The organism is Marinomonas sp. THO17 (genome assembly GCF_040436405.1).
Lineage (GTDB): Bacteria > Pseudomonadota > Gammaproteobacteria > Pseudomonadales > Marinomonadaceae > Marinomonas.
Genome location: NZ_AP031575.1, coordinates 922,004 through 935,805, shown reverse-complemented (window position 1 = coordinate 935,805; position 13,802 = coordinate 922,004). Strand labels below are relative to the sequence as shown.

General features: G+C 43.5%; 8 protein-coding genes. 6 read left to right on the top strand and 2 right to left on the bottom strand.

Translation table 11 applies throughout. The features are described 5' to 3' along the window. Positions 1 to 67: 67 nt before the first annotated feature. Positions 68 to 1,219: an ABC transporter substrate-binding protein gene (locus tag ABXS85_RS04385; protein WP_353668819.1), complete on the bottom strand. Its 1,152-nt coding sequence runs from the start codon at positions 1,217 to 1,219 to the stop codon at positions 68 to 70. Between the two features lie 294 nt (positions 1,220 to 1,513). Here ABXS85_RS04385 and ABXS85_RS04380 point away from each other — a divergent pair, with 294 nt between their 5' ends. Beyond that, the gene (locus ABXS85_RS04380) at positions 1,514 to 2,425 is read left to right on the top strand and encodes a LysR family transcriptional regulator (RefSeq protein ID WP_353668818.1); all 912 of its coding nucleotides are present in this window, start codon (positions 1,514 to 1,516) and stop codon (positions 2,423 to 2,425) included. Positions 2,426 to 2,441: 16 nt separating this feature from the next. Then, positions 2,442 to 3,920: a gamma-aminobutyraldehyde dehydrogenase gene (locus ABXS85_RS04375; RefSeq protein ID WP_353668817.1), complete on the top strand. Its 1,479-nt coding sequence runs from the start codon at positions 2,442 to 2,444 to the stop codon at positions 3,918 to 3,920. 470 nt (positions 3,921 to 4,390) lie between these two features. On the opposite strand, the gene ABXS85_RS04370 is transcribed toward ABXS85_RS04375, so the two are convergent. Next, a complete protein-coding gene (locus ABXS85_RS04370; RefSeq protein ID WP_353668816.1) occupies positions 4,391 to 5,917 on the bottom strand; it encodes an NAD(P)/FAD-dependent oxidoreductase in 1,527 nt (508 codons plus the stop codon). A 346-nt stretch (positions 5,918 to 6,263) separates the two neighbouring features. On the opposite strand from ABXS85_RS04370, the gene ABXS85_RS04365 reads away from it, so the two are divergent. The 4 genes from ABXS85_RS04365 to ABXS85_RS04350 are packed head-to-tail and all read left to right on the top strand — an operon-like array spanning position 6,264 to position 13,792. Next, on the top strand, positions 6,264 to 9,536 hold the full coding sequence (locus tag ABXS85_RS04365; RefSeq protein ID WP_353668815.1) for a contractile injection system protein, VgrG/Pvc8 family: 3,273 nt from the start codon (positions 6,264 to 6,266) through the stop codon (positions 9,534 to 9,536). A gap of 2 nt (positions 9,537 to 9,538) precedes the next feature. Continuing rightward, positions 9,539 to 12,184, top strand: a complete 2,646-nt coding sequence (locus ABXS85_RS04360; protein WP_353668814.1) for a DUF2169 domain-containing protein — start codon at positions 9,539 to 9,541, stop codon at positions 12,182 to 12,184. 16 nt (positions 12,185 to 12,200) lie between these two features. After that, entirely contained in the window at positions 12,201 to 13,268 is a 1,068-nt protein-coding gene (locus ABXS85_RS04355) for a pentapeptide repeat-containing protein (RefSeq protein WP_353668813.1), read from the top strand. Further along, positions 13,265 to 13,792, top strand: coding sequence for a DUF3540 domain-containing protein (locus tag ABXS85_RS04350; protein WP_353668812.1), 528 nt, complete (start codon positions 13,265 to 13,267; stop codon positions 13,790 to 13,792). The genes ABXS85_RS04355 and ABXS85_RS04350 overlap by 4 nt, the downstream gene beginning before the upstream one ends. Positions 13,793 to 13,802: the final 10 nt, after the last annotated feature.

Sequence of the window (13,802 nt, the reverse complement as noted above, 5' to 3'; positions counted from 1 at the left end):
TCTAAACGGCACGTCTGTGCTAGAAGAATACAAGGGAGCTGGTGTGTCATATTGGTCTGTCCCTAGGTCATCGCCCGCCCATGATGGCGATGTAGTCTTTGGTCCAGCGACTGTATGAAACGCAAGTGCCTTCGGCATCGCATTTGGCGGTTGGGGTTTTCCAAAAGGCCACTTTATCGAAGTCGTCAAAGCCATTGGTTTGACAGCCTTTGACGCCTAATAACGGATTGTTGTCGCAGGCTTTGGGAACCGCGGGCACTGAACCAAACCAAGCTGCCAAATCCCCTTGCAGTTTTGGTGTAATCGACCAGTTTAACCATTGATAAGCACACACTGGGTGTTTGCTGTCTGACGCAAGCATGGTGGTATCGGCCCAGCCTGTTACCCCTTCTTTTGGGACGGTAGTGGCAATGTTTTCCCCTTCTGCCATCAAGGCGTTGGCTTGAAATGGCCAAGCACTTGACGCGACCACACCTTCGTTTTTGAAATCACTCATTTGTACGTTGTAATCGTGCCAATAACGATGGATCAATTTATGTTGCTGGCGCAGTAACGCAAGTACGGCAGCATACTGGGTTTCATTGAGTTCATAAGGATCTTTGATGTTGAGTTCTGGACGAGTGGCTTTTAGGTAGAGTGCTGCATCGGCTAAGTAAATAGGGCCATCATAGGCTTGTACTCGACCTTTATTGGGTTTGCCATCAGGCAATGTCATAGCTTCAAAAACAACATTCCAACTGGTGGGAGCGGATTTAAACACTTGAGTGTTGTACATAAGAACATTGGGTCCCCACTGAAAAGGCACCCCATAATGCTGGCCATTTACGGTAAACCAAGGGGCATTTTTAAGGCGTGGATCTAGGGTATTCCAAGCGGTAATTTTTGACACATCGATGGGCTGCACTCTTTTGCCATAAATAAGTCTGAGGGAGGAGTCGCCTGATGCGGTAACCAGATCATAGCCACCTTTGGCCATCAAACTTACCATTTCATCTGAAGTGGAGGCGGTTTTCACATTCACAGAGCAGCCCGTATTTTGTTCAAACTGGGTGACCCAATCATAGGCGGGGTCTGTGTCTCCGCGTTCGATGTAACCCGGCCAAGCGATGATATTCACTTCGCCTTCACCCGAAGCGGCGTATAGGTTGCTTGATAAGCCTATCCCACAGGAGAGGAGACTAAATAGTGCTATTTTTGCGGTAGAGCGTAGAGCAATCATAAGGCGTCCTTCATGGTCAGTTTGTGTTGGTTTGTTGTTTTTTATGCTTGGGGAGTGGTGCAAAGTACCCCTTCTTGTTACTGCTCAGCATATCCAGCCACAAAAAGGCATAGCAAATACAAAATAAAGAACTTGGCTATCGATAAAATAGATAACGAGTTGGCTCTGGTTTGTGATATATCTGTTAACAATGTGACAGCAAGAAGGAAAAAATCTTATGTTTTCGTCATTTAGGCTGGTCATCGTTAGGGGATTTGCGCTGATAACAGCGGCAATCGTTAAGGGCATTTCATCATGATGTCTCTCAAGCAAATTCGCTATTTTATTGCGATTGCAGAGACAGGTTCGGTGTCCGCGGCGGCCAGTGCGGTTTATATTTCTCAGTCTACTCTCACAACCGCCATTAAGCAGCTGGAAGAAGAGTTAGGGGTCAGTCTGTTTGAACGACATTCAAAAGGCATGGAGTTGACCCACTCAGGGCATCAATTTTTGCGTCAGGCCTATTTGATAATGGGATCAGTTGAAAACGCAAAACGCAGCTTACAACAAACCACGGACGATGTTTCAGGGGTGTTGAATGTGGGCGTTACCAATATGGTTGCAGGCTACTATTTAGCAGACTTAGTCGCACGTTTTAAACGGGTCTATCACAATATTTCGGTGCGTGTGGTGGAGGACGAACGAGAATACATTGAACACCTTATTATTGGTGGCGAACTGGATGTGGCCGTGCTGATGTTGTCTGATCTGGATAATCATTTTGCTTTTAATACCGAGGTGTTGACTTACTCTCGCTATCACATTTGGCTTCCTCCTGAACATCCTTTACTCAAGGAGGAATCGTTGAATATGAAAAGCGTGTTGGAAGAGCCGCAAATTTTGTTGTCGACCGATGAAATGGAGCGACGAATACGTGCTATTTGGGAGGCTCAAAGGGTCGTGCCAAACATTGCAATGAAAAGCAGTTCAGTAGAAGCAGTGAGAAGTTTTGTGTCAGCTGGAATGGGGGTCGCAGTAATGCCGGAAATGGCTTATCGCCCTTGGTCTGTTGAGGGGGATAGGGTAGAAGCGAAACAAATTCTCGATGTTTCAAATACCTTGGACATTGGTGTGCTGTGGCGCCGCGGCGGAGTCAGAAATGCACTGATTAATCATTTTATCGAGGTGGCGAGAGAGTCCATTTCTCCGCCAACCTTTTTTGGTTAAAGCATGGGATGAATAGATGACAGATTCTTTTTCAAACGCTTTTGAACAAAAAGGTAAGTTTTACCCGTTTTCTACCCAGTTACTGATTAATGGGGAATTACAAGTGGGTGAAGGCCATCAGGAAAGTGTGATCAATCCAGTTAATACAAGCTCCATTAGTTTGATTGCTGAGGCTTCGAATAAGCAAATTGATGACAGTGTCAAGGCTGCGCAAAAGGCGGCACCTCATTGGGCGAAAACCACGCCAATTGAACGCGCTAGCTACTTATTGAAATTGGCGCAGGTGGTAGAAAAAAATGCCCATTATTTGGCGGATTTGGAAGCCCTAAATTGTGGTAAACCCAGACACTTGGTGATGCGAGATGAAATGCCAGCGGCGGTGGATGTGTTTCGTTATTTTGCGGGGGCGATTCGGTGTCGTCCAAATGCTGCAGCGGGGGAGTATTTACCCAATAATACCAGCATGACACGCATGGATCCTGTGGGTGTGGTGGCCGCGATTGCGCCGTGGAATTATCCTTTGATGATGTTGGCATGGAAAATTGCACCCGCTTTGGCGGCTGGGAATACCTTGGTGTTTAAGCCTTCAGAGCAAGCGCCTCTCACGAGTCTCGCATTTGCTCAGTTGATTCAGGGCATTTTGCCGCCTGGGGTAGTCAACATTGTATTTGGTCGTGGAGAAAGCGTTGGTAATAGTTTGATCAAGCATGCGGGCGTCAGAATGGTGAGTTTGACCGGTGATATTTCTACTGGGCAAAAAGTATTACAAGCGGCTTATCGGACGGTGAAAAGAACGCATTTAGAGTTAGGCGGAAAAGCCCCGGTCATCGTACTGGACGATGCCAATTTGCAAAAGGTGGTTCAAGGCATTACTGAGTATGGATTTTATAATGCGGGACAAGATTGTACGGCGGCCTGTCATGTTTACGCTGAGAAGGGGATTTACGAAAAACTGATAGCGGATTTGAAATTGAGTATTGCTAAGCTGACCTTTGGTGATAGCGAGGATGAGCACAATGACTTTGGTCCTTTGATTTCGGAACGACAACGCAACAGTGTGGCCAGTTTTGTTGAGCGGGCCGACGAATTGGCGCATTCTGAGATTGTCATTGGGGGCAATATTCCGGATATCTCTGGGTATTTTTATCAACCCACTCTGATTGCAGGGGTGAGAGTGGAAGATGAGATAGTACAACGGGAAGTATTTGGTCCTGTGGTTTCGGTTACATGCTGCGATAATGAAGAGCAAGCGCTAGCATGGGCCAATCAATCCGAGTACGGTCTGGCTTCGTCGGTATGGTCGGGCAATATCAAACGCGCCATGCGAGTTGCCTCCCAATTGCAGTATGGTTGTACCTGGATCAATAATCATTTTTTGTTGCCCAGTGAAATGCCCCATGGAGGGTTAAAGCGCTCTGGATATGGTAAGGATTTGTCCATGGCGTCTTTGGAAAATTATTCCGTTTTGCGACACATTATGATCAGTCACATCTAAAGACCATCGCGGCGTTAATGTCACAAGCAATCATCCTCCTTAAATGCATAATATTTATTGTTAAGGGTTTTAACAGGACAGCTATTTTGGGTTTTAACAGGACACCCATTTTAAATTGCCGAGGGTTTTAACAGGACAGCCATTTTAAATTGCCTATTTTAAATTTTGATGTGGGCGTCCTGTTAGTGAAGTGCTTTCAGTGAAGTGCTTTCAGTGAAGTATAGTTGAATGCTATTGGAATCCAAAATACCTAGGTTTTATTAGGCATCCACTGCTACGGTGGGTTTGATAGCACCAAAGGGCATTTGTTGGCTTTTTGTCAAATACTCTTTGATAACACCCTTGTTAGTTTTAACAGGACACCCATTTTAAATTGCCTATTTTAAATTGTGATGTGGGCGTCCTGTTAGTGAAGTGCTTTCAGTGAAGTATGATTGAATGCTATTGGAATCCAAAATACCTTGGTCTTATTAGGCATCCACTGCTACGGTGGGTTTGATAGCACCAAAGGAAGTTTGTTGGCTTTTTGTCAAATACTCTTTGATGACACCCTTGTAGTCTGTCGGGTCATATCGAGAGAAGACTTCAGCGAAGACATTGGGCATTTTTCGCCATTGGCTGATACCCATATCTTGCATCAGTATGTCCAAATGTTGTTGGTAGCGTGTATTGACAGCCATATTAATGGTCGACTCATAAGAAGAGTGATCTTTTTTCCACTGCATAACTCTTGCCGCTGAGGCAAGCATGTCTTCTTCGCTTGGTAACTGAAAAGTTTGCTCATACGCCGCGATTTGCCATAGCGCTCCCATTTCCGCCAAGGCAATGTGCATGAAGCCATGGTTGTAGCCAGCAAAGCCTAAGTTTGGAATACGAGGTTCAATTTGATGGCGATAGAGTGAAGGGCCGCCGTTTATTTGTAGAAATTGAGCATATTTTTTGGGCAGATAGTCGTAGTTAGGCGCTTCATTGCCACAACATAAGCAAACCATGTCGGCGGGTATTTTTTGACCGTCCGATAAGATAATACCATCCTCATAAAACGCCGACACTTCGCCACGATAGGGGCTGATACCTTGGTGCGCTATGTATTCATAATATCGTTTTGGCGCAAGGGCAGAAGCACTTCTGAAGTCGGCCATGAATTGAGATTTAGGCGGAATAACCACATCTAACACTTTTTTCTCGATTGAGCCGAGTTTTGCATCTTGGCGATGCTGATATAAAAATAGATTACAGATTAAACGCCAAAAGCCATTAACGATAAAAGGCAGTCGGTTATGTAACAACTTTTGCATCCAAGTACTGGCTCCCCATGAGGGCATCATGCCACTGCCGATTCGCGCAAAGAATGGTTTCGTGTAATCTATTCCAAGCAAGTAATCTGGTATGGTCCACCTTGGTGTTCTAAAAATGTGTTTTGTGGTGTTGGCTGTCTCACTGCTCCAAGTAGCGAAATCCAGAGCGGTTTTCCCAAAGCCAATCACAGCAACATTTTTGTCTTTAAAGACCTCTTTGGAATCGATGTTGGTGATGATGTCACCTTGGTACAGATCCATATTGTTGAATCGGGGCAAACGCTTTTGATCGCCTCCGGGGTATTGCCCTGTCGCAATGACAACGTAGCCGAAGTGATGACTGTTACCGTTTTCAAAGGTTAATTGCCAGCCCTGAGGATCGGCTGTCATAGCCTTGAGTCGGTGATTAAACTGGATGGTTAAAGCAAATTCTTCGACGGCTTGATTGAGATACTTTAGAACATCTTCTCCACTGGGGTGACGGTCCGTTTTAAAGGGCCAGGGGAATTCAGAAAATTGGTATTGAGGGGCGGTATTTTGCAAGCTGACGCCAGGATAAGTTTGGTTCCATTGACCTCCAACCTGTTCTGAGGCTTCAAATAATGTAACCTCATAGCCACACTTTTTCCAAACATTCGCTGCCGCGATACCTGAGACACCTGCGCCAATGATGGCAACTTTCGCTTTCTTTTTTTCCATGGTTTACGACTTCCTTATTATATTGAATGTGATGTTCTGACTCGTTTCCTCGAAATGAATGATGTTTTGATTATTGCACAGAGGTTTTTTTAATGGAAATGCATGGTTTGGGATTATCTCGGGTGTTAAGTGGTTTTTTAGTAAGGCCGCATGATCAGCCATTTTATGGATTATTGAGGCCTATTAGGTTGGGTTAAAATGAACCCAGTTGGCTGTTTTTATAACAGGTATTCGCTTCTTTATTTTATTGCATTAAGCTAACCAACTGTTTTTATTAATTTTTATTTTTTGGCATTAATCCTGCTCTGGTCTCCTTATCCTGATTGATCAGCATGAGGCAGATTATATGAGTGATAATCGATTACCGCTCGATTACATGGCTGTGGATTCGAAAAGACAATTTTTGACCAACTTGTCTTTTGAGGTGAAGGCCGGTGCTAAAGGGCACGCTTTCAATGCCAATTATTTGCGGCTGATGTCTTTACAAGGTCAGGAAGCCGTATCTCAGTCATATCATTTCAGCCTGAATTTACGTGCCAATGAAGCGGATCCTTTGACTACTAAGGCGACCCCCACAAGTGATTTTGCAGATTTGCCGCCAGCCACACCCAAAGTGGCTCAATTGCCGTCTGTGCAGGGGGTGGCCGATGATTTGATCGGTCAATGGGCGCGGGTGAAAATTGGTTACAGCTTGGTGTTCGATCCCCTTGATGTGGATAATACTAAGTTGTTAACGGTCGCGCCTGATGAGCTTGAAGAGCTGCCATCACGGTATTTTTATGGAGTGATTTCGTCTATAAGCCTGAGTGCTCCAGGGGAATACACGGCAGAAATGCAATCCCCTCTGTTTCCTTTGACCTTGCGAAATAAATACCACCTTTACAAACATATGCGTATCCAAGAGGTGTTTGAGACTTTATTACAGCCAGAATTACTGCGCTTTGGGGAACAATTTAAACTGGCATTTCATATTACCGGGCTGGCCGCTTCGCGTAAGCAGGATTGGCTGCAATCGGGAGAGACGGATTTTGCCATGTTGCAACGCTTGATGAAAAAAGCGGCGGTGTATTTTTACTTTGTACACGGTGAGGATGCGCTGACACTGGTGTTTTCTAATCAGACTTCTCAGCCAGAAAATGTGCTGATTCCCGGAACAAAACAAGGCTATTTGAGGCTGAGATACAGTTATACCAGTAGTTTACCCCTCGGCTTACAGCAGGGTGATTTACTCTGTAATTTACAATACCAAGTGACCATGGTGCCCAATCATTTGGAATCCACCTTGGTGTATCGAGAACCTAATTGGAGAAGCAATGAGGTGGCAGGCTATGACAGTTATATCACGGCCACCACAGAGGAAACCGATAAGGTTGATTACTCCTATTACAAAGCCTTTTCTTACGGGGTTGATGAAGCCGAGTCCGAAGAAAGTTTGTCTTATCTCGACAGTCAATTTGCCTGCCAGCAATCGACTTTATCGGGGGAATGCACGTCCACATTATTAAGCCCTGGCTACGCATTTTATTTGCAGCAAATGCCTCTTGATCCATCTGCGAAGATACCTAAGCAAACCGCAACGCAATTGATGCCAGAGCAATTCAATAACGCTTTTTTTACCGTTACTAAAATCACTCATAAAGCAAGTCAAACGGCCCCTTATTCAGCCTCCATTGAAGCAACCCCTATTCCTTTTTATATGAAAAAAAATACATCCGTAGAAGTGACTCAGGACAAAACTGTATTTGATCCTAACGCGGACATGTCAGTTGCCTCGATGGATGGCAAAGCGGTGTTGATTACCCCATATGATTTACAAGAAACCCATCAGGGCAGCGTACTGGCCAAGGTGTTAGAAAGCGCCGTGCCTAAGGATGCCTATTTTTTTGAGAAAGCAAACTTTGACCCACGACTTGGTCATGTGAGCATAGGAGAAGGAGAGGATCTCCCTGCACAAAGGTTTAAAGAAATCGGTTGTGTGGTGCAGTTTGCGACCGATGAAGGCACCTCTATTAAACACTGGGTGGCCTTATCGGACAGTTCTGAGACGGTACCAGCGGTGAACTCCATGGTGATCGTGGCAAGGGGCGACAACGAAAGTGAAATCCCACAAATTCAACAGGCCCTGTCTTCTCATGGTCAGAAAAGCATTCAACCCGCTTATTGGAAAAACAACAGTTGGAGCTTTAACACCAATTGGGGAAGCAGTTGTAATACCAGTTATGGTGATAGCTTGAGTATCCATTTTGGCGAAGAAGTCACGCCACAATTAAATACCGCGACCAAGATTGTTAAAGAGGCTTATCTCAATAGCTCGGTGTTGGGCGCGAATATTGGTGGCGCGAGTTATAACAAGGGAACTTCATTTAGCTATTCCACCACAGAACAGGGCGCACAAGGTTTAGCCAGTGCCAGTGTGTCACAAGGTAGCCATTTCAGTGAAAGTTACAGTGAGCAAGATTACAGTGTCAGTTACAACAATACTCGTCAGAGTTATTCCCAATCGAACAAGAGTGTGAATATTTCGTATCAAGGACCATTTGTGGAATCCATTGATGAAAATAATTTGAGTTTTATTAATGGTCGGATTCCAAACCAAAAAATTATTGATATCTGCGATGGCTTGTCGGATGGATCGAATTTGAGTCAAAGTCATACAAAAGGAAAAAGCATCAATCTTAGTGGCACGGGTACTGAACCTCCCAGTGTGGACAGTTATGACTCAACCGCTGTGGTGTATTCACATTCAAAAACAGAAGGCAAGGTAATCAATAAAAATGAGCAAATTGGTGATACCTATTCGGACTCAACCACAACAGGAAATACCTACAGTACCTCGTTAATGAATGGCAATACGGAAAGTAGGTCTACTACCATGGGAAATTCAACCAGTAACACCCAGATTATCGGTAATGCGGATCATGTTAGTCAGACAATGGGAGTCACCAATCAAAATGATACTTTTATTGGGGTGAGAAATAATCTGTCGACCAGCCTAGGGGCAACCAACAGCATGAATACTTTTGTTGGTATGACAAATGACATCAGCACAAGACTATCTCTGGCTAATTCCATTAACACCATGATAGGTGAGAGCCATGATGTCACTACCAAGTTGTCGCTTGATAATTCAATTAATACCAGCATTGGTGAGTCGAATTCAATATCAACGAATTTGTCAGCAAGTAACTCGATTAGTACGAATATAGGGGCGTCAAATGAAGTGAATAACAGACTTTCTCTTAGTAATAGCATTAATACCACAATTGGGGCGTCAAATGAAGTAAATACTAAGCTATCTGTGAGTAATTCAACCAATACCATTATTGGCGCTTCAAATGACGTAACAACCAAATTGTCTCTTGGATCTTCTATCAATACCACAATTGGAGCTAGTTTGGCTTTAAATACTACAATAGGAGGCAATATGTCTGTTAATACAGATATTGGAGGAAGTGTGTCCGTTTCTACAAATATAGGAGCAAATGTTTCAATTGATAATAATGCAGGTGTTAAGGTTCAACTCTCATATGGTCCTGCAGCTATAACAAATCAGCCATCAATAGAGTCACAGATTCGAGGGATTGTCGCTGAGATGCTAGCAGTTAAGTGTACTTTATAATCATGCAAATTATTAAACCGAGTAAGTTAAGTCTCATCAGTAAAACCTATGGTTTAAATGGCAATCAATTTGCTGTCGGCGCCATGTGTTTTTTTCAGTTAGGGGCCGATAGACAGTTGCTGACAGAGAATGGTCAGTGGCCAAGATTAGCGCCTTATTTAAGTCAAGGTACGTTACTGGATATGGGCTTTGCTAAACCTCATGGTGAATGGTTGTTAGCCGGCAGTGCTTATGCTGTCGATGCCGTTCCGGTAAGGAAAATGCGGGTCTCGGTGGTTTTGGGTAAGACAAAAAAGATCTTACAAGTGATAGGTGACAGACATTGGCAAGGTGGTCTATTTGATCTGGCGAGTAAGCCAAAAGCATTTACCTGTATGCCTTTAAATTATCATAGGACTTATGGGGCCTATGATTATGCTGATAATCCGTTAGGTACTGGAGTAATTGAAGAAAAATATCGGGATAAAGAGTCGGGTGTTTATTGGCTGCCAAATCTGTACCTTGAAAAAGACAGCACGAAAGCCGACAAGCATGTTCGATCATTAGCATGTTTTGCGCCTTTAGAGATTACTTGGCCACAGCGGTCTTGTTATCAGGGTTCTTATGATCAAGATTGGTTAGATCATGATCATCCGGGACTTCCCAAAGATACTCAAGCTAAGCTTTTTAATGCTGCACCAGAAGATCAACAGTTACAGGGCTTTATTCAGCCGGGGACGGTTTATTCCTTACAAGGTTTACACAGTGAATACCCTCGCATAGATGGGGCATTACCGGACGTTAAGGTACGTGCTTTTATTCGTCAGCAAGTGGATGAGGCATTGGTTTTTCGAGAAGTGGAAACCGCTATTGATACGGTTTGGTTTTTTCCTGAGCTCTTACTCGGTATGGCAATTTATCGTGGTGTGACCGAGGTTAAGGATTCCGATGGTCTGGATATCAAACAGCTTATGTTGGCTTGTGAGGGTGCGCACGATAAGCCACGTGACATGGCCTATTATGAGCATGTCTTGGCGTTACGTACCGATCCCGAAACGGCCCTTGGGCATGTGTTTAATGAATCCCAACTCATGCCGATTAAAACTCAGACACAGCAACAGGCTTATGATCAAATGCACGCTGAGGCAAAACGTTCTCAGCAACAAAAAGTGGCGGATATCCGGCAAAAATATCGTGCTCAAATACAAGCTGATAATCCAACTGTGCCTATTCCAGTGGATTCCTTTGATGATTCACAACAAGAAGATGACGCCCCTAGTCCGATTCCTCAAGCCTTGATAGACAGTGGCGATGTGGATTTAAGCCCTTATTTGGCCTATGCCAAAAAGATGGCAGATCAAGCGAGTGAAAAGGCGGACAGACAATTATTGGTCGCTCAGCAACAAGCAGAGAAATCGACAAGCGATCAGAACAAGCCAAGTGAGTCAACGCAGAGTATGAAGGCGCGAGTAAATCAGAGAGTGTTTGTCACGGCAACGGATTTGATATCGCAAGCATCGTATCAAGAACCAGAGTGGATGCGCTACCTGCCATCGCCCAATATATTGAATGATGAACAGCAACAAAAAGTACGGCAAGGAGAAGAGTTGTCTGCTAAGTCAGCTCGTGAAGCACGTCAACATTCTCCTTCGCTTATCGCGTTGTCATTACCATTACCTGAACATGGCCCAAGGCAAATTCGTGCTTGGGTGAAAGAACTTCTGGCGGTTTCGGCTTCTTTAGCAGGAAGGGATTTAGCGGGGGCCGATTTATCTGGAATGCATTTTTCTGGTGTGGATATGCGTGATGTGATGTTAGAAAAAGCCAATTTAACAGGCTGTCATTTTATTGACTGTCGTCTCGATGGGGCTGTATTTACCTTGGCCACTTTAGATGCTGCAGATTTTATCCAAAGTGACTTAGTGAAGGCGAATCTATCCAGTGTACAAGCCAAACACACCTGTTTTGAGCGGTCAAATTTAAGTCATGCGAATTTCACTCAGGCGCAGTTTGATCGCTGTGATTTTAACAACGCCATTTTGGATGACGTGATGGCACCTAATGTCGATATGTTTGCTTGCTGTATGCAGGGCGTTGAATGCAATAAAGCGACTTTTGTGGAAGCGAAGTTAACACAGTGTGATTGGCAAGATAGCACAGTAAAAAACAGCATTTTCATGCAAACCCAGTTGCAGGAGAGCCATTGGCAAAATGCCACATTAGAGCGCTGTATGATGCTGGAGACAAAAGCACAAAAGGCAGATTTTAGCAAAGTAAAAGCCGAAAAAGTTCAGTTTAGTAATCAGGGAGACTTACAAGCAATACAACTTGGCAAGAGTGTCTGGCGCAGTTGTGGTTTTCGAGGGGTTGATATGAGTCAAAGTGAGGGCAAGGAGGCGGTTTTTATTGAATGTGATTTTGGTGAAACTGAGCTTTCAGAAGGTGATTTTGAACAAGCCTTGTTTCATTTTTGCATTATGACATTAGCAAGATTAGAAGGCTGTAATTGCAAAGGAGCGATGTTTAACAGTAGTTCATTACGCAAATGCCAATTTATTGAGACGGATTTACGTGATTGTGAATTGGTTAATAACGATATGACGGAGTCTGTGTTTGAAATGTGTTTGATGAAAGGCATGCATCAAGGGCCAATGCCATCCATTCATTAAAATGAGGAGGAGGAAAATGGATAAGTTAAAACTCATTGAAGAAAAGTTAGCCATGTGCCAACCCATTATGGGACTTGATTTGAGCGGAATGACATTTGATCACACTGTGCTTGAAGGCGGCGTATTTTTGAATTGTGATTTTAACGCTAGCCATTTTGAGCAATGTGATATGACTCGAACAGTGTTTACGCAATGTGATTTTAAAAATACCCAGCTTCAACAGTGCCAAGTTCCACAATCGAGCTTTATTCAGTGCGACTTTAAAGGGGCATCCTGGCAAAGTGATTGTGAAATGGCAACCTTAAGTGAATGCGATTTTAGCGGTGGCCGTTGGCAAGAAATTAAAATACAAGCAAGCACATGGCATCAATGCCTTTTTACCGATGTTACCTTTGTTGCTTGTCAATGGGATACGGTGACCTTATCTGAAATAGATTCCACTCAGGCAACTTATAAAGAATGTACTTTTTATAATATCGTTTGGTTAAAAACGGATTTTACCACCATTCAATTACAGGATTGTTGTTTTACACAAGCCTTATTATTGGAGTGTGATTTTAGCGGACAAAATTTTAATCAGTCCAAATTAACCTATTGTACCTGCAGTGAGAGTCGCTTTATTGGGACACAATTTACAAAAGCGGATCTTGTAGGCTCTAACTTCTCTAAATGCGAATTGACGGAGGTAGATTTTAGCCAAGCTCAATTGCAACAAGCTTTATTTATGGAAAGTGCCATCCAGCAATGTACCTTTGATCAGGCAGATTTAACGGAATCCAATTTTCAGCAAGCGCATATCCTTCAATCTAGCTTTGCAACTTGTGTGATGACGCAATGTTGGATGAAAGGCTTAGAAGGGGAGAAAGTGGATTTTTCTCGTGCTGATTTGAGTTACGTTAATCTGTCTTACGCTAATTTGAAGGAATGTGATTTTAGTCATACCAAGTTGTTACGAACGGCGATTCATCAATTACAGGAACAGGACTGTCAATGGCGTGGAGCAGATAAGACACAATTACTTACAACGGATTCGAATCAACAAAATATTGATGAAAAACTAGCAAGCTACGGAGTGACCGCATGAAATCATTGTTAAAAATACGTTCAAATCCTCTTCCTAATTGTGTTGCTGTGTTATACGACGGTGTGATTACAGATTTTGATGCAGTCACTCAATGCTGGGTGATTGATGATGTGTTTGTTGCAAAGGGAGCGGTAAGTTTGCTGGTTCAGCCTTGTCTAGGCGATAAGGTGGGTTTTGTTGGCATAGCTGAAGAATATTATATTTCTCATATTTTTTCGCGTTCGTCTGAAGCGGAAGAGTTAACCATAGCGTCAGACAAAAAAATGCATTGGCTAGCGCCTGAGCTTAAGTTTACAGGGACTGAAAATATTGAACTCTTGTCACTGAATAAGATAGGGATGATCAGCAAAGATTATGTGGTATCAGTATCGAATACTTTATTGCAACAAGCTCAAAGTTTGCTTCAACATGTTGGGCATTATTCTGTTAATGCAAAAGGATTGTTGAATATAAGAGGGAAGCAGCAAATTATTAGTGCTGAGAAGGATGTTCGCATTGATGCTGAACGGATTAACATGGGCTAAAGGTGGAAAA

Coding starts and splice junctions, on each gene's coding strand:
- ABXS85_RS04375 (WP_353668817.1), top strand. CDS start 2,442: ATGACAGATTCTTTTTCAAACGCTTTTGAACAAAAAGGTAAGTTTTAC.
- ABXS85_RS04355 (WP_353668813.1), top strand. CDS start 12,201: ATGGATAAGTTAAAACTCATTGAAGAAAAGTTAGCCATGTGCCAACCC.
- ABXS85_RS04365 (WP_353668815.1), top strand. CDS start 6,264: ATGAGTGATAATCGATTACCGCTCGATTACATGGCTGTGGATTCGAAA.
- ABXS85_RS04370 (WP_353668816.1), bottom strand. CDS start 5,917: ATGGAAAAAAAGAAAGCGAAAGTTGCCATCATTGGCGCAGGTGTCTCA.
- ABXS85_RS04385 (WP_353668819.1), bottom strand. CDS start 1,219: ATGATTGCTCTACGCTCTACCGCAAAAATAGCACTATTTAGTCTCCTC.
- ABXS85_RS04350 (WP_353668812.1), top strand. CDS start 13,265: ATGAAATCATTGTTAAAAATACGTTCAAATCCTCTTCCTAATTGTGTT.
- ABXS85_RS04360 (WP_353668814.1), top strand. CDS start 9,539: ATGCAAATTATTAAACCGAGTAAGTTAAGTCTCATCAGTAAAACCTAT.
- ABXS85_RS04380 (WP_353668818.1), top strand. CDS start 1,514: ATGATGTCTCTCAAGCAAATTCGCTATTTTATTGCGATTGCAGAGACA.